Annotated in this window: 21 protein-coding genes; 6 read left to right on the top strand and 15 right to left on the bottom strand. The window is 68.8% G+C overall.

What is annotated here, in order from left to right:
• Window positions 1-15: 15 nt before the first annotated feature.
• From chrA to asnS, 15 genes are all read right to left on the bottom strand, one after another.
• Window positions 16-1,227, bottom strand: a complete 1,212-nt coding sequence (gene chrA / locus E5843_RS07755) for a chromate efflux transporter (protein ID WP_208542743.1) — start codon at window positions 1,225-1,227, stop codon at window positions 16-18.
• Window positions 1,228-1,288: 61 nt separating this feature from the next.
• Window positions 1,289-1,837 carry a DUF2939 domain-containing protein gene (locus E5843_RS07750; RefSeq protein WP_136412317.1) on the bottom strand — a complete coding sequence of 183 codons (549 nt, stop codon included), beginning with the start codon at window positions 1,835-1,837 and terminating at the stop codon, window positions 1,289-1,291.
• A gap of 64 nt (window positions 1,838-1,901) precedes the next feature.
• Window positions 1,902-2,588 carry a DUF2461 domain-containing protein gene (locus E5843_RS07745; protein WP_136412316.1) on the bottom strand — a complete coding sequence of 229 codons (687 nt, stop codon included), beginning with the start codon at window positions 2,586-2,588 and terminating at the stop codon, window positions 1,902-1,904.
• A 117-nt stretch (window positions 2,589-2,705) separates the two neighbouring features.
• Window positions 2,706-4,148 carry an exodeoxyribonuclease I gene (gene sbcB, locus E5843_RS07740; protein ID WP_136412315.1) on the bottom strand — a complete coding sequence of 481 codons (1,443 nt, stop codon included), beginning with the start codon at window positions 4,146-4,148 and terminating at the stop codon, window positions 2,706-2,708.
• A gap of 110 nt (window positions 4,149-4,258) precedes the next feature.
• Complete coding sequence (locus E5843_RS07735; RefSeq protein WP_136412314.1) at window positions 4,259-5,626, bottom strand: FAD-dependent oxidoreductase; 1,368 nt, start codon at window positions 5,624-5,626, stop codon at window positions 4,259-4,261.
• Window positions 5,623-6,915: a kynureninase gene (gene kynU, locus E5843_RS07730; protein ID WP_141065866.1), complete on the bottom strand. Its 1,293-nt coding sequence runs from the start codon at window positions 6,913-6,915 to the stop codon at window positions 5,623-5,625. Before kynU ends, E5843_RS07735 begins: the two co-directional genes overlap by 4 nt.
• A gap of 142 nt (window positions 6,916-7,057) precedes the next feature.
• Window positions 7,058-8,083, bottom strand: a complete 1,026-nt coding sequence (locus E5843_RS07725; RefSeq protein WP_134673449.1) for an amidohydrolase family protein — start codon at window positions 8,081-8,083, stop codon at window positions 7,058-7,060.
• 145 nt (window positions 8,084-8,228) lie between these two features.
• Window positions 8,229-8,777, bottom strand: a complete 549-nt coding sequence (locus E5843_RS07720) for a 3-hydroxyanthranilate 3,4-dioxygenase (protein ID WP_136412312.1) — start codon at window positions 8,775-8,777, stop codon at window positions 8,229-8,231.
• Window positions 8,778-8,838: 61 nt separating this feature from the next.
• A complete protein-coding gene (locus tag E5843_RS07715; protein WP_136412311.1) occupies window positions 8,839-9,273 on the bottom strand; it encodes a RidA family protein in 435 nt (144 codons plus the stop codon).
• Complete coding sequence (gene can / locus E5843_RS07710) at window positions 9,266-9,940, bottom strand: carbonate dehydratase (RefSeq protein ID WP_136412310.1); 675 nt, start codon at window positions 9,938-9,940, stop codon at window positions 9,266-9,268. Before can ends, E5843_RS07715 begins: the two co-directional genes overlap by 8 nt.
• Window positions 9,941-9,958: 18 nt before the next feature.
• Entirely contained in the window at window positions 9,959-11,380 is a 1,422-nt protein-coding gene (locus E5843_RS07705) for an aldehyde dehydrogenase (RefSeq protein ID WP_136412309.1), read from the bottom strand.
• Between the two features lie 18 nt (window positions 11,381-11,398).
• Window positions 11,399-12,184 (bottom strand): SDR family oxidoreductase, encoded by a 786-nt coding sequence (locus E5843_RS07700; RefSeq protein WP_136412308.1) that lies wholly within the window; start codon window positions 12,182-12,184, stop codon window positions 11,399-11,401.
• Between the two features lie 23 nt (window positions 12,185-12,207).
• Window positions 12,208-12,540 carry a hypothetical protein gene (locus E5843_RS07695; RefSeq protein WP_141065865.1) on the bottom strand — a complete coding sequence of 111 codons (333 nt, stop codon included), beginning with the start codon at window positions 12,538-12,540 and terminating at the stop codon, window positions 12,208-12,210.
• Between the two features lie 7 nt (window positions 12,541-12,547).
• Window positions 12,548-12,847, bottom strand: coding sequence for a hypothetical protein (locus tag E5843_RS07690; RefSeq protein ID WP_136412306.1), 300 nt, complete (start codon window positions 12,845-12,847; stop codon window positions 12,548-12,550).
• A gap of 3 nt (window positions 12,848-12,850) precedes the next feature.
• On the bottom strand, window positions 12,851-14,251 hold the full coding sequence (asnS, locus tag E5843_RS07685; RefSeq protein ID WP_141065864.1) for an asparagine--tRNA ligase: 1,401 nt from the start codon (window positions 14,249-14,251) through the stop codon (window positions 12,851-12,853).
• 102 nt (window positions 14,252-14,353) lie between these two features.
• On the opposite strand from asnS, the gene E5843_RS07680 reads away from it, so the two are divergent.
• From E5843_RS07680 to alr, 6 genes are all read left to right on the top strand, one after another.
• Window positions 14,354-14,695: a HesB/IscA family protein gene (locus E5843_RS07680; RefSeq protein WP_134673440.1), complete on the top strand. Its 342-nt coding sequence runs from the start codon at window positions 14,354-14,356 to the stop codon at window positions 14,693-14,695.
• Between the two features lie 173 nt (window positions 14,696-14,868).
• A complete protein-coding gene (gene rpsF, locus E5843_RS07675) occupies window positions 14,869-15,297 on the top strand; it encodes a 30S ribosomal protein S6 (protein WP_134673439.1) in 429 nt (142 codons plus the stop codon).
• A gap of 11 nt (window positions 15,298-15,308) precedes the next feature.
• On the top strand, window positions 15,309-15,539 hold the full coding sequence (gene rpsR / locus E5843_RS07670) for a 30S ribosomal protein S18 (protein ID WP_134673438.1): 231 nt from the start codon (window positions 15,309-15,311) through the stop codon (window positions 15,537-15,539).
• Window positions 15,540-15,629: 90 nt separating this feature from the next.
• The gene (gene rplI, locus E5843_RS07665; protein WP_134673437.1) at window positions 15,630-16,091 is read left to right on the top strand and encodes a 50S ribosomal protein L9; all 462 of its coding nucleotides are present in this window, start codon (window positions 15,630-15,632) and stop codon (window positions 16,089-16,091) included.
• A 215-nt stretch (window positions 16,092-16,306) separates the two neighbouring features.
• The gene (locus E5843_RS07660; RefSeq protein ID WP_134673436.1) at window positions 16,307-17,722 is read left to right on the top strand and encodes a replicative DNA helicase; all 1,416 of its coding nucleotides are present in this window, start codon (window positions 16,307-16,309) and stop codon (window positions 17,720-17,722) included.
• Window positions 17,723-17,825: 103 nt separating this feature from the next.
• A complete protein-coding gene (gene alr / locus E5843_RS07655) occupies window positions 17,826-18,977 on the top strand; it encodes an alanine racemase (protein WP_136412305.1) in 1,152 nt (383 codons plus the stop codon).
• The last annotated feature ends 31 nt before the right edge of the window (window positions 18,978-19,008 follow it).

Here is a 19,008-nt window from a genome sequence, read left to right as displayed (position 1 = left end):
AAGGCTGCCGCTGCGTCAGATAGCTCCCGTGATCGCAGCCGCGACAACGCACAACAGCACGACCCAGGGCACCGCGACCCGTCCGGTCAGCAGCAGTGCGGCTGCGCCGGCAGCGACGAGCAAATCCGCCGGGCCATGGATCGCCGTCACCCACAGCGGGTCATACAGCGCTGCCGCAAGCAGGCCGACCACGGCCGCATTGATACCGGCCACGGCCCTGGCTGCGACCGGCCGGGCGAGCATGCGCGTCCAACCCGGCAACGTGGCGGTCACCAGCAGGAATCCCGGGAAAAAGATCGCCCCCAGGGCGAGGCCCGCCGAGGCCGCTGGAGGAAGCCCGGCATTGATCCCCGCACCGAGGTAGGCCGACAGAGCGAACATCGGCCCCGGCAGCGCCTGTGCCGCGCCATACCCGGTGAGGAACGCATCCGCGTCGAGCCAGCCCGGCTCCACCACGGCCTGTTGCAGCAACGGCAGCACGACGTGGCCGCCGCCGAAGACCAGCGCACCGGTTCGATAGAACGCAGCGAGAAGCCCGGCCACGCCGGGTGCAGGCGAGGGCGGCACGGCCAGCGCAAGCGCGAGCAACGCGGCGAAGGTCAGCAGGCAGACCAGCGCGGCACTGTGTCCGACATGCCAGCGTTGGCCGATGGCCGCAGGGCCGCGGACGTGGCCGCAGAACGCCAGGCCGAGCAACGCCCCCAGGGCCACCGCGAACAACTGGCTCCAGGGGCCGCCCGACAACAGCACGAGTGCCACCGCGCTGGCAGCAATGGCAGCGCGTGCCACATCCGGTACAAGCTGCCTGGCCATCCCCAGCAGTCCGTGGGCAACCACAGCCACGGCAACAAGCTTCAGCCCCTGCACGATGCTTCCAGTCACGGCATTTCCTGCAAGCGCCGGCGCGAGCATGGCCAGCGCGAACATCAGCAACGCCGAGGGCAGGGTAAAGCCAGCGAATGCCGCCAGTGCGCCCCTCCAGCCAGCACGATCGAGGCCGATGGCGAATCCAAGCTGGCTGCTCGCGGGGCCTGGCAGGAACTGGCACACGGCGATCAGCTGCGCGAACCCCTCATCGTCGAGCCAGTGGCGGCGCTCGACGAACTCCCGGCGCAGGTATGCCAGATGCGCGATCGGCCCACCGAACGAAGTGAGTCCCAGGACGAGGAAGATGCGGAACACTTCCCGCACGGGCGCCTGGGCAGGCCCGCGGGTCGGGTGGCTCACGGTCTCATGGCCCGCTGGGGAGGACGGGCCCGCACCCGGTCTCGAGCAGACGCGGCAGCGCTCACGGCGAGATGCGGATATCCGACAGCCGCCAGTGCAGGCCCTTGCGGGTCAGCACGAACACCAGCGGCCGGCCGCGCTCGTCGTCGATGGTCACGGTGAAGCGCGAGGTCGATTCGTAGCGGTAGCGCGCGTCGCGGAACGGCTCGGGGTGCTGGCTACCGTCGAGGCTGCGCGCCGGTGGCGAGCCCTCGAGACGCGACCACACACGGCGCCCCTCCATCAGCGCTGCCAGTCCCACCGGCGTGGCCATCGCATCGACCACGCCGCCGGCAAGGCCACTGGCCACCCGCAGGCCAAGGCGCCTGAACACGCTCCCCTGTGCACGATCACCGTATTGCCTTGCGATGTGGTCGTCGGCCTGCGCCCTGAGGTTGGCGCGCAGGGCGGGGAAATCCACCTGGCGGGCGAGGGCACGGGTGTCGTCGTTGCGGATCGCCTGCTCGATGCCGCGGATGGTCAGCCACGGTCCCGCGACGGCATAGCCCAGCACTGCCAGCAGGACCGCGACAACGGCCCAGGGCAGCCACCGCGCCCGCGTGCGCTTCATGCCGGCGCTCCGTGAGCCCGGGTTGCGGTGGCAGCCACAGCAATGGTCGGGATAGAGCCGGGCATCAGAACTCCAGGTCCAGTGCGGCGCAGAGGTAATCCATGAACGGCGCGGTCGCGGCCAGTTCGCGGGCGATGGTCTGGCGCAGCCGCGGGCCGGTCATGGTGGCATCGTCGAGCGCACGCACGATGACGAAGTTGCGCCGGCGCAGATCGTCGCGGAACTCGAAGTCGTCGGGATAACCGCGCGGCACCCGCACCAGCATCTCGTCGCCCGACAGGCGCCAGCGGCGTTGCAGCGCCGGGTCGTGCGCGGCGCGACGCCAGCCCTGCGGGTTGTCGACCAGGAACTGGCGGATCCGGCGCAGCACCGGCGTCTCCGGATGCCAGATGCCGGCGGCGAGGAAATTCTCCCCGGGCTGCAGGTGGATGTACCACGACGGCGTCGGCACTTCGCGATGGCGCGCATGGAAGAGCTTCGCGCCCTGCCAGCGCTTGTAGGGCGACTTGTCGTGGGCGTAGCGGGTGTCACGGTGGATGCGGAACAGCGAACCGCCCACCGGCCGCGGATCGGCACGGAACTGCAGGCTGACCGCGGTGAGATCGGGCTGCAGGTCGGCCAGCAGGCGCTGGAACGGCTCGCGTACGTGCGTTTCGTAGTCGGCCTTGTGCGCATGGAACCAGTCGCGCTCGTTGTGGCGCGCGAGGTTGTGCAGGAAACGGAGCGACTGGTCGGAAAAATAGGCGGGCATCGTTCACCGCAGCGGGGATGTGCCGGCATTCTAGGGTGGTGCCGCAGAACGCCGCTTCACCCGTGAGTCCGTCCTGCCCGTGCTGTCCCGACTCCAGGGCTGTCGAGGCCAGCCCAGCTATTGGAGCGACGCCGCGATCCCCCGGCCCCAGCTCTCGAGCCGGTCCAGCAGCACCTGGACGCTGCCATTGCCGGCGTGGGCGACACGCAACTGGGCGATCTCGCCGAAGAAACCCGGCAGCGAGTTCTCGGACAGGTCGCTGCCCTCGGCCAGGCGCTGGCGGCGGTAGGCATCCCAACGCACGCGCTCGTCCGTGCCCAGAAGCTCCGGCCAGTTGCGTGCGCGATAGCGGAACAGCAGCTCGTCCAGGCGCGGGTCCTGGAAGCCGAAGCTACGCGTGCCGAGCTGGTCCGGCGGGGTTGCGCGCACCTCGGCGCAGCGCTTGCGGTCGCCGTCGCCGAGGAAGCCGTCGTAGATCGCGCCGTCGGCATCGGAAAGCGCGCGCTCGGCTTCTACGGCGTAGACACGTCGGACCTTCTCCGCCAGCGCCGGCCCGACACCGCGCAGGCGTTCCGCGCGCGCCTGCACCAGCGCATCGTCGATGCAAAGGCGCTCCAGGTCGGCATGGGTGAGGTGGCGCCAGGCCACCAGCGACGGACAACGGTTGAGGTGGACCTCCTTCAGCGGGATGCGGGTCTCGCCCTCCGGCAGGTCACGCGCCGGCGTGTACAGGCGGTCGGCGATCTCCTCGGGCTCAAGGTCGAGCAGGCGTTCGGGTTCGCCTTCGAGGTCGAAGACGATCACGCGACCGTCGATGCGCGGATGGCGCGTCAGCGGCAGCACCGCGGCGGCGCACATCCGCGACGCCGGATAGCGCTGGGAGACGTGCAGCACCGGTTGCATCGCCACGGTGTCGAGCAGCGACGCCGCATGGCGCTTGTCGCGCAGGCGCAGTGCGTAGTCCCACAGCCGTGGCTGCGACTGGCGCAGCCGCCGCGCCATGCCGATCAGGGCGCGCACGTCGGACACCGCTTCGTGTGCATCGCCGACGCGCACGTCGTTGGCCGTGGCCAGGTGTTCGAGGCGGAAGGAGGTGGCGCCGTCCTCGCGGCGCGGCCAGGTGATGCCGCCGGGCCGCAGCGCGTGCGCCAGCCGCATCACGTCCAGCAGGTCCCAGCGCGAGTTGCCGCCGCGCCACTCGCGTTCGTAGGGATCGTGGAAGTTGCGGTACAGCCCACAGCGGATAAATTCGTCGTCGAAACGCAGCGAGTTGTAGCCGACGCTGCAGGTGCGCGGCTGCGCCATTGCTTCCTGGATCAGGGCGAAGGCCTCGGCCTCGCGGATGCCGTCGCGCAGGGCGCGTTGTGGCTCGATGCCGGTGACCAGGGTCGCGCCGGGCGACGGCAGCAGGTCGTCGGCGGGGCGCACCAGGATGTCGATCGGCGCTTCGATCTCCTCCAGCGACTCGTTGGTGCGGATCGCCGCGAACTGGGCGATCCGCGTACGGCGGGGGTCGCTGCCGAAGGTTTCGAGATCGTAGAAGAGGAAGTTGGATGACATGAAAAGCGGTGTCCCGGGCGAGTCACTGGCGGCGGCCGTGGCGACGGCATCGTTTCAATCGCGTCGGGGCGTGCACCTGGCGCGATCGTAGAAAAGAAAGCTGGATGGCATCAGCGTTCCGGGTCCAGCACGTCCAGGCGTTCGCGCACGTGTGCGTCGAGCGTGTCCCAGTCGATCGCGTCGAGCGACTCGATGCCGGCCGTCGCCTCGCGCAGCAGCTGGCGCTGCACCTCGCTGCGTTCGAACGCCACCCGGTACGGGATGCGCATGAAGGTCACCATCGCGTAGTGCGGTACGAAGCGGCCGGCGTGGCGTTCCTGCAGGACGAGTTCGAGGGCGCGCTGGAGCAGGTAATCGGCATCGTCGACGCGGTCGCGCATCTCGTAGTAGTTCTCCAGCGCCATGTGCTGGATCGCCTCGGCATTCGGCTTGCGCTCGACCTCGAAGGCGGCGAACGCGGCCTCGAACGAGTCCGCGCCGGCGATATGGCGCGCCAGCGACACGCAGTCCTCGAACGCGCAGTTCATGCCCTGGCCGTGGAACGGCACCATCGCGTGCGCGGCGTCGCCCATCAGCACCGCGCGACCATCCAGCGACCAGCGATCCAGATACAGCGTGGCCAGCATGCCGACCGGGTTGGCCTGCCAGTCCGCTTCGAGGTCCGGGATCAACTCGAGCGCATCGGCGAAGTCGCGCTCGAACAGCGCGCGGGCCTGTGCCGGCGTACGCACGGTGTTGAAGCCCGGATCGCCATGGTTGGGCATGAACAGGGTGACGGTGAAGGTGCGCTCGTCGTTGGGCAGGGCGATGCACATGTAGTCGCCGCGCGGCCAGATGTGCAGGGCGTTGGGCTCGATGCGGAAGCCTCCGTCCTCGGCTGGTGGGATCACCAGTTCGCGATACGAGTGGCCCAGCGGCTCGACCCGTTCGCCAAGATCGGTCACCGCTGTGATCGCCGCGCGCAGCGCCGAACCGGCGCCGTCGGCGCCGATCAGGGCGTCGAATGCGACCTCCACCGCACCGCCGTCGCGATCGTCGATGAAGCAGGCGCGGCGGGAATCGAAGTCGACCGTATCCAGGCGGCTGTCGAAATGCAGATGCGCGCCGGCGGCCTCGGCGATCCCGAGCAGGGTGATGTTGAGGTCCCCACGGTGCACGGACCAGATCACTTCGGAATCATCGCGGCCGTAACGCTGCAGCTGCTGGGTGCCGTCGGCGAAATGCACCATGCGGCCGCGCATCATCACCGCGTGTCGCATCACCGCCTCGTCGGCGTCGGCCTCTCGCAGTGCATGGCGTCCGCGCTCGGCGAGCGCGAGGTTGATCGAGCGGCCGCCGGCATAACCCTGTTGGCGCGGGTCGCCACGTTTCTCATGGAGCTCCACCTGCCAGCCCTGACGGGCAAGCAGGGCGCCGAGCAGCGCCCCGGCGAGGCCCGCGCCGACGATCACGATGCGCTGGCCGGCGGCGGGCTTCACGACACCGCCCCCACGCCGCTTCCATCGCGCCATGACAGCGCGCTGCGGGCAAAGCGCAGCACATCGGCATGCGAGTTGTAGAGCGGGGCCGGCGAAATGCGGATCACATCGGGTTCGCGCCAGTCGCCGAGTACGCCATCGGCGGCGAGGTGGTCGAACAGGACACGACCGGCATCGCGGCCGGCGCGCACCCGCAGCGACAGCTGGCAGCCGCGCTGCGCGGGATCGGCCGGCGTGAGGATCTCCAGCGTGTCGTCGAGTTGCGTGCGCACCAGCGATTCCAGGTAGCCGGTCAGGCGTTCCGATCGTGCACGCAACGCGTCCATGCCGGCGCGGGCGAACAGATCCAGCGAGGCGCGCAACGGCGCCAGGCCCAGGATCGGCGGGTTGCTAAGTTGCCAGCCTTCGGCACCGGGCGTGGGCACGAACTCCGGACCCATGCGGAAGCGCGTGGACCTGTCGTGGCCCCACCAGCCGGCGAAGCGCGGCCGGTCGGTACGCGCATGGCGTGCGTGGACGAAGGCGCCCGCTACCGCGCCAGGCCCGCTGTTGAGGTACTTGTAGTGGCACCACACGGCGAAGTCGGCGTTCGCGTCATGCAGTTGCAGCGGCAGGTTGCCCGCCGCATGGGCGAGGTCGAAGCCCACCATCGCTCCGGCGACATGGCCGAGGCGTGTGATCTCCGCGAGGTCGAAGGCCTGTCCGGTGCGGTACTGCACGCCGGGCCACAGCACCAGCGCAAGCCGTGGGCCGTGGCGTTCGATGGCGTCGGCGATCGCCGCCATCGACAGCGTGCCGCCGGGCAGGTCGGGCTCGAGTTCGATCAGGTCGGTGGCGGGGTCGAAGCCGTGGAAGCGGATCTGCGAGGCCACCGCATGGCGGTCCGAAGGGAACGCGCCGGCCTCGATCAGGATCGCCGGGCGCTCCGCGGTGGGCCGGTAGAAGCTCACCATCAGCAGGTGGAGGTTGGCGGTGAGCGAGTTCATCGCCACCACCTCGGCAGGCCCGGCACCGACGACCGCGGCAAGCGGTGCGGTAACCAGCTCGTGGTAGGGCATCCATTGCGCCTGGCCGCGGAAATGGCCCTCCACGGCCTCATGTGCCCACTTGTCGAGCACTTCCTCGACATGCGCGCGCGCACCGCGCGGCTGCAGGCCCAGTGAATTGCCGCAGAAGTAGGCCTGTTCGCCATTGCCATGGCGGGGCAGGTGGAATTCGCGGCGCAGCGCCGCAAGCGGATCGCCCGCGTCGAGTTCGCGCGCGTGGTCGTCGGAGAGCAGGTCGGTCATGGGGTCTGCCAGTCACCGCGGACAACGCGGCTGGACACGGAGGGGAAGCCGGAGGGGGCGACGTCCGGCATGAAGGCGAGGGCGCTGGTCACGGTCGCTGCCCGCTTCGTCCGGGAATGGCAGCCGGCACACACGTGCCGCATCACGCGAACCGCGACAGCGGCAGGCCCAGCCATTCGAGTGCGGTGCCGTGGTAGAGGCGTGCCTGTCCTTCGGCATCGAGGCCGAGTTCGGCGATGCCGGCACCGGGGGTCTGTTCGCCCAGCGGGAACGGGTAGTCGGTGCCCAGCATCACCCGGTCGATGCCGCAGGTCTCGATGAGGTAGCGCAGCGCGTGGGGGTCGGCCACCCAGGAATCGAAGTACATGCGCTTGAGGTAGCCGCGTGGATTGTGCGGATTGTCGGTGGCGACGAGGTCGGGCCGCATGTTGAAGCCGTGTTCGATGCGGCCGATCGTGTACGGGAAGCTCCCGCCGCCATGGGCCATGCAGATCTTCAGCTTCGGCAGGCGCTCGAGCACGCCGCCGAACACCAGCGAACAGGCGGCACGCGACTGTTCGGCGGGCATTCCCACCAGCCATGGCAGCCAGTACTTGGGCATGGTGTCGGTGCCCATCATGTCCCAGGGATGCACGAGGATCGCCGCGCCCAGGTCGGCCGCCGCCTCGAAGAACGGAAACAGTTCCGGCGCGTCGAGGTTCCAGTGCTGGCCGTCCGACAGCTGCACGTGCGAGCCGATCTGCACGCCCTGCAACCCGAGCTGGTCGATGCAGCGTTCGAGTTCCTGCACCGCCAGCCGCGGCGACTGCAGCGGCACCGTGCCGATGCCGGCGTAGTGGCGCGGGAAGTCGCGGCAGGTCTGCGCCATGTGGTCGTTGAGCGCCTGGTGCAGCTCCAGCGCATGCTGCGGCCGCGCCCAGTAGCTGAACATCACCGGCACCGTGCTGATGACCTGTACCTGCACGCCGAAGCGCGCGAAGTCGTCGATGCGCTCCTGCGCATCCCAGGTCTTCGACCAGATCTCGCGGAAGAACCTGCCGTCCTTGTAGATGCGGTGGCGCCCGTCCGGGGTGTGGTGAATCACCGGGAAGCGCGCATCGCCGTACTTCCTGGCGAGATCCGGCCAGTCGCGCGGCAGGTAATGGGCGTGGATGTCGATTTTCAGCATGCCGGCCATCGTAGACGACGCCGACCGGGCGGGCGACCCGTATCCGCCGTCTCGCCCCACCGGGCCCGAGGGCCCGCGCCGATGTGCGCCCGCCATGGCAAACCCCGCATGCCCGGTGCGCCGGCCACCTCACCGCCGGGCGGATTCAGGTGATGTCGGCCTGCGAGTCCGCCTGCATCTCGTAGCGCGTGGGCCGCGGATTGAGATGCCCGCAGCTCTTGCAGGTGCGCAGGTCGTCGCTGCGGTAGAAGGCTTCGAACACGCGGAAGAAGTCCTGCTCGATATCGATGAGGTGGAAGAATTCCTCGTACAGCTTCGTATTGCACTGCACGCAGAACCACATCAGGCCGTCGTCCTCATGCGGCAGCCGGCGACGCTCGATGACGATCCCGATCGATCCTTCCGCGCGCTGCGGCGAGTGCGGGATGCGCGGCGGCAGCAGGAAGGTCTCGCCGGCACGGATCGGGATGTCGCGTACCTTCCCGTCCTCCTGGATGCGCAGCACCATCTCGCCTTCGAGCTGGTAGAACCACTCCGGGCCGTCCTCGTAGTGGTAGTCGGTGCGTGCATTGGGCCCGCCGACCACCATCACGATGAAGTCGCCGTCGTAGATGCACTTGTTGCCCACCGGCGGCTTGAGCAGGTGGCGGTTGTCCTCGATCCACTTCTGGAAGTTCAGCGGGGCGGGAATCATCTCGGAATCCTCCACGTGGAATGTCGTTGCCGGCACGCGGCGCCCGCGATTGCCGGCGGCATCAGGCCTGCATCGGCGACCGGATGGCGGCGATGCATTTCACCTCGATGGCGATCGGCGTCGGCAGCGCGGTGATGCCGAGCGTGGTCCGGCACGGCGCGGTGTCCGGGTCGGGGAAGGCTTCGGCCCATACCGCGTTGTAGCTGGCGAAATCGCCGGCCATGTCGGTCAGGTAGACGGTGACATCGACGAGGTCTTCCCAGCGCGCCCCGCTGGCCTCGAGCACCGCACGCACGTTGGCGAACACCGCGCGCGTCTGCATGGCGATGTCGTGGGCGACGAGCTGGCCGTCATCGAACACGTTGCCGGGGACCGTATCGGTGCGCGGATCGCGCGGGCCGATGCCGGACAGGAACAGCAGGTCGCCGACCCGGCGTGCATGCGGATAGCGCCCGACCGGGCGCGGTGCGGCGCCGGCGTGGACGACGTCAGTCATCGCGCCGTCCGCGTGCGGCGACCGCGGCAACCTCGGCCACCGCCGTGGCATAGGCGGGCGCCAGGGCTTGGGGTCCACCGACATCCATCGACAGCTCGCGCACGCGGCCATCGCCAAGCGCGTAGACCCAGCCGTGCACGGTCAGTTGCTGGCCCCGCGCCCAGGCGTCCTGGACCACGGTGGTCTCGCACACGTTGAACGCCTGTTCGATCGCGTTGAGCTCGCACATGCGCGCGTGGCGCAGCGAGGGGTCGCCGACGGATGCCAGCAGCGGCGCATGCTTCTTGGTGAGGTCGCCGACGTGGCGCAGCCAGTTGTCGGCCAGGCCCAGGCGGGTGCCGGTCATCGCCGCGTGCACGCCGCCGCAGCCGTAATGGCCGACCAGCAGGATGTGTTCCACCTTGAGGATGTCCACCGCGAACTGGATCACCGACAGCGCGTTGAGGTCGCCGTGCGACATCACGTTGGCGATGTTGCGGTGGACGAACACCTCGCCCGGGTCGAGGCCGAGGATCTGGTTGGCCGGCACCCGCGAATCGGAACAGCCGATCCACAGGTAGCGCGGTGTCTGCTGTGTCGACAGACGGTCGAAGAAGCCCGGATCGTCGCGGGAGATGCGTTCGGCCCAGTCGCGGTTGCGTTGCAGGAGGTTGTCGAGTTCGCCCATGCGGGGATTATTCCAGACTCATCCGAAAGGCAGGCTCACGTTCTTCGCTTCGGTGGAGAAGCGCATCGCCTCGAAGCCACCCTCGCGGCCGACGCCGGACTGGCCGGTGCCACCGAACGGCGTGCGCAGGTCGCGTACCAGCCAGCTGTTGATCCACACGATGCCCACCCGCAACTCGGCGGCGAACCGGTGCGCGCGGGCGAGGTCGCGCGTCCAGACGCTGGCGGCCAGGCCGTAATCGCTGGCGTTGGCAAGTGCGAGCGCGTGGGCATCGTCGTCGAACGGCTGCAGCGTGGCGACGGGACCGAAGATCTCCTCGCGGTTGGTCGCCGTGTCGGCGCCGAGCCCTTCCAGCAGCGTCGGCGCGACGAACCAGCCCGGGCGGTCGAGCGCATGGCCGCCGCAGAGCACGCGCGCGCCTTCATCGCGCGCACGCGTCATGGCGGCCATGACCTTGTCGAAGTGCGCCTGCGAGACCAGCGGCCCCATGCGCGCATCCGGATCCATGGGGTCGCCCGGCACCAGCTCGCCCACGCGTGCGACCAGCGCGTCGCGGAAGCGGTGCCAGATCGACCGTTCCACCAGCAGCCGCGACCCGCACAGGCAGATCTGTCCGCTGTTCTGGAAGGTCGAGCGCACGATGGTGTCGAGCTGGGCTTCCCAGTCGCTGTCGCCGAAGACGAGCGTTGCGTTCTTGCCGCCCAGCTCCAGCGACAGCTTCTTCAGCATCGGCGCGGCGATCGCCGCAATTCGCCGGCCGACCGCGGTGCTGCCGGTGAACGAGATCGCGCGGACCTGCGGATGCGCCACCAGTGCCTCGCCAACGACGGCGCCACGGCCATGGACGATGTTGAGCACGCCATCGGGAAAGCCTGCGTCCTGCAGCAGTTCGCCGAGCATCGTGGCCGTGGCCGGTGTGATCTCCGACGGCTTCGCCACCACCGTGTTGCCGGCCGCCAGCGCCGGCGCGATCTTCCAGGTGAACAGGTACAGCGGCAGGTTCCACGGCGAGATCGTGGCGACCACCCCCAGCGGCAGCCGCAGCGTGTAGTTCAGCCCGGCCTGGCCGTGATGGCACTCGCTGGCGAACTGGGTGGCGGCATGGGCGAAGAAGCGCAGGTTGGCGATCGCGCGCGGGATCTCCGCATCGCGCGCCAGCGCATAGGGCTTGCCGCCGTCGCGCGCTTCGGCGTGGGCGAAATCGTCGAGCCGCGCTTCGATCGCATCCGCCAGCCGCTCAAGGCAGCGCGCACGTCGTTCGGAGGACCAGCCGCTCCATTCCGGAAACGCCTGCGAGGCTGCAGCGACCGCGGCATTGACATCGGCCGCCGTGCCATCGGCGACTTCGGCATAGCCGACGCCACGCGCCGGGTCGGCGACCTCGAGCCAGCGGTCCGATCCATGCGGCTGCCCGCCGATAAGGTGTTGGTATCGCAGCATCCGCACAGCTTACCGCTGTCAGATCGAGGCCATCCGCCCGCCGTCCACCGCCAGGCTGACGCCGTTGATGTAGGCCGCGGCCGGCGAACACAGGAAGGCGATGACCCCGCCGGTCTCCTCCGGCCGCGCGAAACGGCGTGCCGGCACGCCCGCGGCCATCTCGGCGCGGATGGCCGCCTCGTCGCGCCCTTCGCGCGCCGCGCGGTCGCGCACGATCTGGTCGATGCGCCCGGTCTCGGTGAAGCCGGGCAGCACGTTGTTGACGGTGATGCCGTCGGCAGCCAGCTCGCGCGAGAGCGTCTTCGCCCAGCCCGCCACCGCGCCGCGCACGGTATTGGACACGCCGAGGCCGGCGATGGGCTCGCGCACCGAGGTCGAGACCACGTTGACGATGCGGCCCCAGCCGCGCGCGCGCATCTGCGGCAACACCGCCTGTACCAGCGTCTGCCCGGCCACGAGATGGCGATGGAACGCATCGAGATAGGCGCCGACGGGTGCCTCGTGGGCGCTGCCACCCGGCGGACCGCCGGTGTTGTTGACCAGAATGTCGACGGGGCGCTGCGCGACCAGCGCCTGCACGCTTGCCTGCAGGGTCGCGGTATCGGCGAAGTCGGCGACGCACCAGGCGTGCTGCTGCCCGTGCGCGGCGGGCAGCGCATCGACGACCGCCCGCAGCGCGTCCTCGCGCCGCGCCAGCACGGTCACGACGGCGCCGAGCAGGGCGAGTTCATGCGCCGCCGCGCGGCCGATGCCTTCCGAGCCGCCGCAGACCAGGGCGTGCTTGCCAGTGAGGTCGAGGTCCATGCACTGCTCCCCTGCGGATCAGGTCAGGCGTTGCCGCCGGCCAGGCGATGGATCATCAGCGGGCGCAGCTGGTCGTCGTCGCCGGCCTGCGGCGGCGCGAGTTCGTCGAGCGAGAACCCACGTGCCAGGGCATCGTCCTCGTCGAGGCCGTCGTAGCCGACGAATTCGGCATCCAGCAGCGCGGCGCGCGCGGTGTCCTCGCTGTCATAGGCCAGCGTGTTGCCGTCGCTGTCGAAGACCTCTGCGGTGCCCCCGGCGCGTACGCGCAGCCGGGCCCAGACCACGGTGCGGGCGAGGGTGGCCAGCCACCACTCGTCATAGGTGCGTTCGTCGGCGGGGTTGCGGATCTCGTGCATGGCTTCCTCAGCTCAGCGCCCACAGGGCGAGCAGGCCTGCGAATACGAGGCCGATCATGGTGACCACCAGCGCGATGCGTGCCGGCGTGGCGAGGCCGGTGAACTGGCGGTCTGCGACCTCGCGGTAGCCTCCCGACAGCAGCCAGCGCAAGGCGGCGGGGCGCAGGAATGCGTTTTCGCCCAGCCGCGCGCGCACCGCGGGTTCGCGTTCGCGCAGGTGCACCAGCGACAGCGGCCAGAAGATCACGAAGGCGCAGGTGCCGCCGATCGCGACGCCGACGAACACCAGGGCCATGAACAGGATCACGGTTCAGAACTCCGCATGGCCCGGTGCGCGGGGGTAGGGGATCGCGTCGCGGATGTTCGACAGTCCGCAGACATAGACCACCAGGCGCTCGAAGCCGAGGCCGAAACCGGCATGCGGCACCGTGCCGTAGCGGCGGAAATCGCGGTACCAGCCGTAGTGCTCGCGGTCAAGGCCGAACTGGTCCATGCGTGCGTCCAGCACGTCCAAGCGCTCCTCGCGCTGCGAACCGCCGATGATCTCGCCGATGCCCGGTGCCAGCACGTCCATCGCCGCAACGGTCTTTCCGTCGTCGTTGAGGCGCATGTAGAACGCCTTGATGTGCTCGGGGTAGTTGGTCACCACCACCGGGCGGCCGACGTGCTGCTCGGTCAGCCAGCGCTCGTGCTCGGTCTGCAGGTCAAGTCCCCACTCGGCGGGGAAGTCGAACTTGTGCCCGGTGTTGCGCAGCAGTTCCACCGCCTCGGTGTATTCGATGCGCTCGAACGGCGCGTTGACGAACTTCTCCATCCGGCTGATGGCGTCCTTCTGCACCCGCTCGGCGATGAACGCCATGTCGTCCGCGCGCTCGTCGAGCACCGCACGGAACAGGTACTTGAGGAAGTCCTCGGCCACCCGCGCGTTCTCGGCGAGGTCGGCGAAAGCGATCTCGGGCTCCACCATCCAGAATTCGGCGAGGTGACGGGTGGTGTTGGAGTTCTCGGCGCGGAAGGTCGGGCCGAAGGTGTAGACCTTCGACAGCGCCAGGCAGTAGCCCTCGACGTTGAGCTGGCCGGACACGGTCAGGAACGCCTCGCGGCCGAAGAAGTCGCGCGAGAAATCGATGCTGCCGTCGGCGCTGCGCGGCAGGTTGGCCAGGTCCAGCGTCGACACCCGGAACATCTGCCCGGCGCCCTCGGCGTCCGAGGTGGTGATGACCGGGGTGCTGATCCAGTAGTAGCCCTGCTCGTGGAAATAGCGGTGCACCGCCTGCGCGAGGCAGTGGCGGATGCGGGTGACCGCCCCGAACAGGTTGGTACGCGGGCGCAGGTGGGCGACCTCGCGCAGGAATTCCAGCGAATGCGCCTTGGGCTGGATCGGATAGGTTTCCGGGTCCTCGACCCAGCCGACCACCTCGACCGCGCGGGCCTGGATCTCGAACTGCTGGCCCTGGCCCTGCGATTTCACCAGCGTGCCGCGCGCAACCACCGCGCAACCGGCGGTCAGCCGCTTCACTTCGCTGTCGTAGTTGGCCAGCTCCGCCGGGGCGACGACCTGGATCGGATGGAAGCCGGAGCCGTCGCTGACATTGACGAAGCTCAGGCCGGCCTTGGAGTCGCGCCGGGTCCGTACCCAGCCACGCACCGTCACCTCGCCGCCTTCCGGCACCTTGCCTGCCAGCGCCTGCGCCACGCTTACCGTCGTCATGCTGAAAATCCCGTGCCGAGAATCGTTGTCGGAACGCCGCAGTCTACCGAAAACTCAGCCTCCGCTAAGGCGGCCCGCGGCCCCGCGGGCTAGAATCGCGGCATGGCCATCACTCTTGCACCTGCCGCCCTGGAACGCGCCCGCCGCTTCGTCGAATCCACCCCCGGTGCGCTGGGCATCCGTTTCGGCGTCGAACGCACCGGCTGCTCGGGCTGGGGCTACGTGGTCGACATCGCGCGCGAGGAGCGCCCCGGCGATACCGTCCACGAGTACGAAGGCTTGCGCATCCATGTCGATGCCACCAGCCAGCCGATGGTGGACGGTACCGAGATCGATTTCGCGCAGAAGGGGCTGAACCACGAATTCGTGTTCCGCAACCCCAATGCCGCCGCGGAATGCGGCTGCGGCGAGAGTTTCACTACCGACGCCGACAAGGCCGCCTGAGCCGTCCGTCGCCCGCGATTGCGGGCAAGTCGTTGATCCTCCATAATGCGCGGCTCGCTGTGGCCCCGTGCCGGGCGAGCCCTTGCTCCACCGCGCCCGCCCGAGGGCGGCGACGGGGGGCTGTCCTTCCCGGCGGTTCCACTTCCGCCGGCCGATAACCGAAAGGAACCACCATGCGCCACTACGAAATCGTGTTCCTGGTCCATCCGGACCAGAGCGAGCAGGTGCCGGCGATGATCGAGCGTTACACCTCGATGGTCGACACCGGCAACGGCAAGGTCCACCGACTTGAAGACTGGGGCCGCCGCCAGCTGGCGTACCCGATCAACAACCTGGTCAAGGCCCACTACGTGATGTTCAACATCGAAGCCGACCAGGCCGTGTTGAACGAACTGGTCGAGACCTTCCGCTTCAACGACGCGATCCTGCGCCACCTGGTGATCCGCCGCGACGAGGCGGTCACCGAGCAGTCGCTGATCATGAAGAACAAGGACGACAAGGGCGACAAGCCCGAGCGCAGCGAACGCCGCCGCCGTGACGACGAGTCCGGTGACGACGCCCAGAAGGCCGACAAGGCCGACGACACCGCCGAAGCCGCCTGAGGAATCACGTCATGTCCAAGTTCTTCCGTCGCCGCAAGTACTGCAAGTTCACCGCCGAGGGTGTGAAGGAGATCGATTACAAGGATCTCAACACCCTGCGCCAGAACATCACCGAGAACGGCAAGATCGTGCCGAGCCGCATCACCGGCACCAAGTCGCGCTACCAGCGCCAGCTGGCCAACGCGGTCAAGCGCGCCCGTTACCTCGCGCTGATCCCGTACACCGACAACCACAACGTCTAAGCACGGGCCTCCCTTGGGGGAGGTTCCCGTCCGTTTCGGACAGCACCCGTTGCGGCGCGCGTCGCCGCTAACGAACACGGAGCAACACCCATGAAACTGATCCTGCTGCAGAAGATCACCAACCTCGGCAACCTCGGCGACACCGTCAGCGTGAAGCCGGGTTACGGCCGCAACTTCCTGGTGCCGCAGGGCAAGGCCGTGCCGGCGACCGCCGACAACCTCGCGTCGTTCGAGGCCAAGCGTGCCGAGTACGAGGCCAAGGCCAAGGACCAGCTGGAAGCCGCCAGCTCGCGCCTGTCGAAGCTGGAAGGCTTCACCGTGAACGTGAAGGCCAATGCCTCGTCGGAAGGCAAGCTCTACGGTTCGGTGACCAACCGCGACATCGCCGAGGCGCTGTCGGCGCAGTCGGGCGTCGAGGTCCACAAGTCCGAAGTGGTGATGGGCGAAGGCCCGTTCCGCCACGTGGGCGAGTACGAAGTGGTCATCCACATGCACGCCGACGTCGAGACGCCGGTGAAGGTGGTGATCGAGCCGGAAGCAGTCGCGGTCTGATCCGCGCTGCCAACCTGGAGCTACCGGAGGGCGCCGCAGGGCGCCCTTCGTGTTTTCGGGCGCTGGTGTTTCGCAGGCAGTGAGATCGACCAGCGCCAGCATGGCCGAGTTATCCACAGCTTGTTCCATCGCGTACCCACAGCCATCGGCACTAGCATCGATGTTTCCTGCCGCAAGCACGACCGCGGCACCGCCTGTCCGGAGTTCCCCAGAAGATGTCCGCCCGCCCCCGATTCGGCGACCGCGCCGGTCACGAGCACGACGCCCGCGAGGGCCGCCTCGAACAGCTGCGCATTCCGCCCCAGTCGGTGGAGGCCGAGCAGGCGGTCCTCGGTGGGCTGATGCTAGCGCCGGAGGCGTTCGACCGCATCGCCGACATGCTGGTCGACAAGGACTTCTACCGCCGCGACCACCAGCTGATCTACCGCGCGATCCGCGAGCTTGCCGAACGCAACCGCCCGTTCGACGCGGTGACGCTGGGCGAGTGGTTCGAATCGCAGGGTCTGGCCGAACAGGTCGCCGGTGGCGCCTACCTGGTCGAACTGGCCAGCACCACGCCGTCGGCCGCCAACATCCGCGCCTATGCCGAGATCGTGCGCGACAAGGCGGTGATGCGGCAGCTGATCGACGTCGGCACCGAGATCGTCAACGACGGCTTCCAGCCCGATGGCCGCGACTCCGGTGAAATCCTCGCCAAGGCCGAGCAGCAGGTGTTCGCGATCGCCGAGGCCGGCGCGCGCGGACGCACCGACTTCACCGCCATCAACAAGGCGATGGCGGAGGCGTTCGACGTCCTGCAGACGCGCTTCGCCAACGGCGAAGGCATCACCGGGCTGCCGACCGGCTACGAGGCCTTCGACCAGATGACCTCCGGCCTGCAGCCGACCGACCTGTTGATCCTTGCGGCGCGTCCGGCCATGGGCAAGACCACGCTCGCGCTCAACATCGCCGAATACGCCGCGCTGAAGTCGAAGAAGGCCGTGGCGGTGTTCTCGATGGAAATGTCGGCCAGTCAGCTCGCGTTGCGCCTGATCTCCTCCAACGGGCGCATCAACGCGACGCGCCTGCGCACCGGCCAGCTAGAGGACGAGGACTGGAGCCGGGTGACCGCGGCGATCCGCATGCTCAAGGAGTCGAAGATCTTCATCGACGACACGCCGGGCCTGTCGCCCGACGTGCTGCGTGCCAAGGCGCGTCGGCTCAAGCGCGAGTACGACCTCGGGCTGGTGGTGATCGACTACCTGCAGCTGATGCAGGTGCCGGGCAACAAGGAGAACCGCGCCACCGAGATCTCGGAGATCTCGCGTTCGCTCAAGGGCCTGGCGAAGGAGCTCAACGTGCCGGTGATCGCGCTGTCGCAGCTCAACCGCTCGCTGGAATCGCGTACCGACAAGCGCCCGGTGATGGCCGACCTGCGCGAGTCGGGCGCGATCGAGCAGGACGCCGACATGATCATCTTCATTTACCGCGACGAGTACTACAACAAGGAAGCGTCGCCGGACAAGGGGCTGGCCGAGATCATCATCGGCAAGCATCGAAGCGGCCCGACCGGCTCCTTCAAGCTGCGTTTCTTCGGCGAGTACACGCGCTTCGACAACCTCGCGCACGACGCGATGGGCAGCTTCGAATAGGCGCTGCTGCGGCTTCAGCCTCTGCGGCCGTCGCGGTTTCAGCGGCGGTCGCCATCGCTAGAATCGGACGCGCCCGGGCCCCGCGCCCGCCCATGGACCCCGCATGAGCGTCTCCGCCACCGAGCGTCCGACCCGGATCCTGGTCGATCTCGACCGCATCGCCGGCAACCTGCAGCGCATCCGCGCGCATGTGCGGGTGCCGGTGATGGCCATCGTCAAGGCCAACGCCTACGGGCACGGCCTGGTGCCGGTGGCGCGGCACCTGCAGGCGAACGGGGTCGATCAGCTCGGCGTCGCGTTCGTGGAGGAGGGCATCGCGCTGCGTCGGGCAGGCATCACCGTGCCGATCCTCGTGCTTGGCGGCATCTTCGGCCCGCAGATCGCGCAGTTCATCGTCCACGACCTGGAGATCACCGTGTCCTCGGTGGAGAAGCTGCGCCAGGTCGAGGCCGCGGCGCAGGCACTGGGGCGGCGCGCGGTGGTGCATCTCAAGATCGACACCGGCATGGAGCGCATCGGTGTCCACGAGTACTCGGCAGGCCCCTTCATCGAGGCGGCAACGGCTTCGCGCTGGTGCGAGATCAAGGGCGTCTATTCGCACCTCGCATGCGCGGACGACCCGGACGCACCGATGACGGCATTGCAGCTGGAGCGCTTCCTCGATGCCTGCGCGCATTTCGACCGGATCGGCGCGCCGATGCCTTTGCGCCACCTCGCCAACTCGGGCGGCGTGCTGCATTTCTCCGACACCCACCTCGACCTCGTGCGCCCCGGCATCCTCGTCTACGGAGTGATGCCCGATCCCGCGTCACAGCCCACGATCACCGTGGAGCCCGCGCTGTCGCTGGTGTCGCGGGTGGTCTACTTCAAGGTGGTGCGCGCCGGGCGCACGGTGAGCTACGGCGGCAGCTGGACCGCGCCGTCGGACACCCGCGTGGTGACGGTGCCGCTCGGCTATGGCGACGGCTATCCGCGTGCGCTGTCTTCGCGCGGCCGTGCGCTCATCCACGGGCAGTCGTATCCGGTCGTGGGCCGGGTGTGCATGGACCAGTTCATGGTCGACATCGGCAGCAGCAGTACCTGGAACGAGGACGAGGTGGTGCTGATCGGCCGCCAGGGTGACGCGTCGATCCGCGTCGAGGCGCTCGCCAGTGCCGCCGGCACCATTCCGTACGAGCTGCTGACGGGTCTGAACGACCGCATCCCGCGCGAATACATCGGCGGCCAGGCGCTACCCGCCGCGACCGCTGTTTGACGCGCGGCTCACGCGGACGGTCGAGACTGCG

Origin of the sequence: Luteimonas yindakuii (genome assembly GCF_004803715.2) — a bacterium.
GTDB classification, from domain to species: Bacteria; Pseudomonadota; Gammaproteobacteria; order Xanthomonadales; family Xanthomonadaceae; genus Luteimonas; species Luteimonas yindakuii.
Note: the sequence above shows the minus strand (reverse complement) of the source record. Positions and strands in the feature narration are given on the sequence as shown.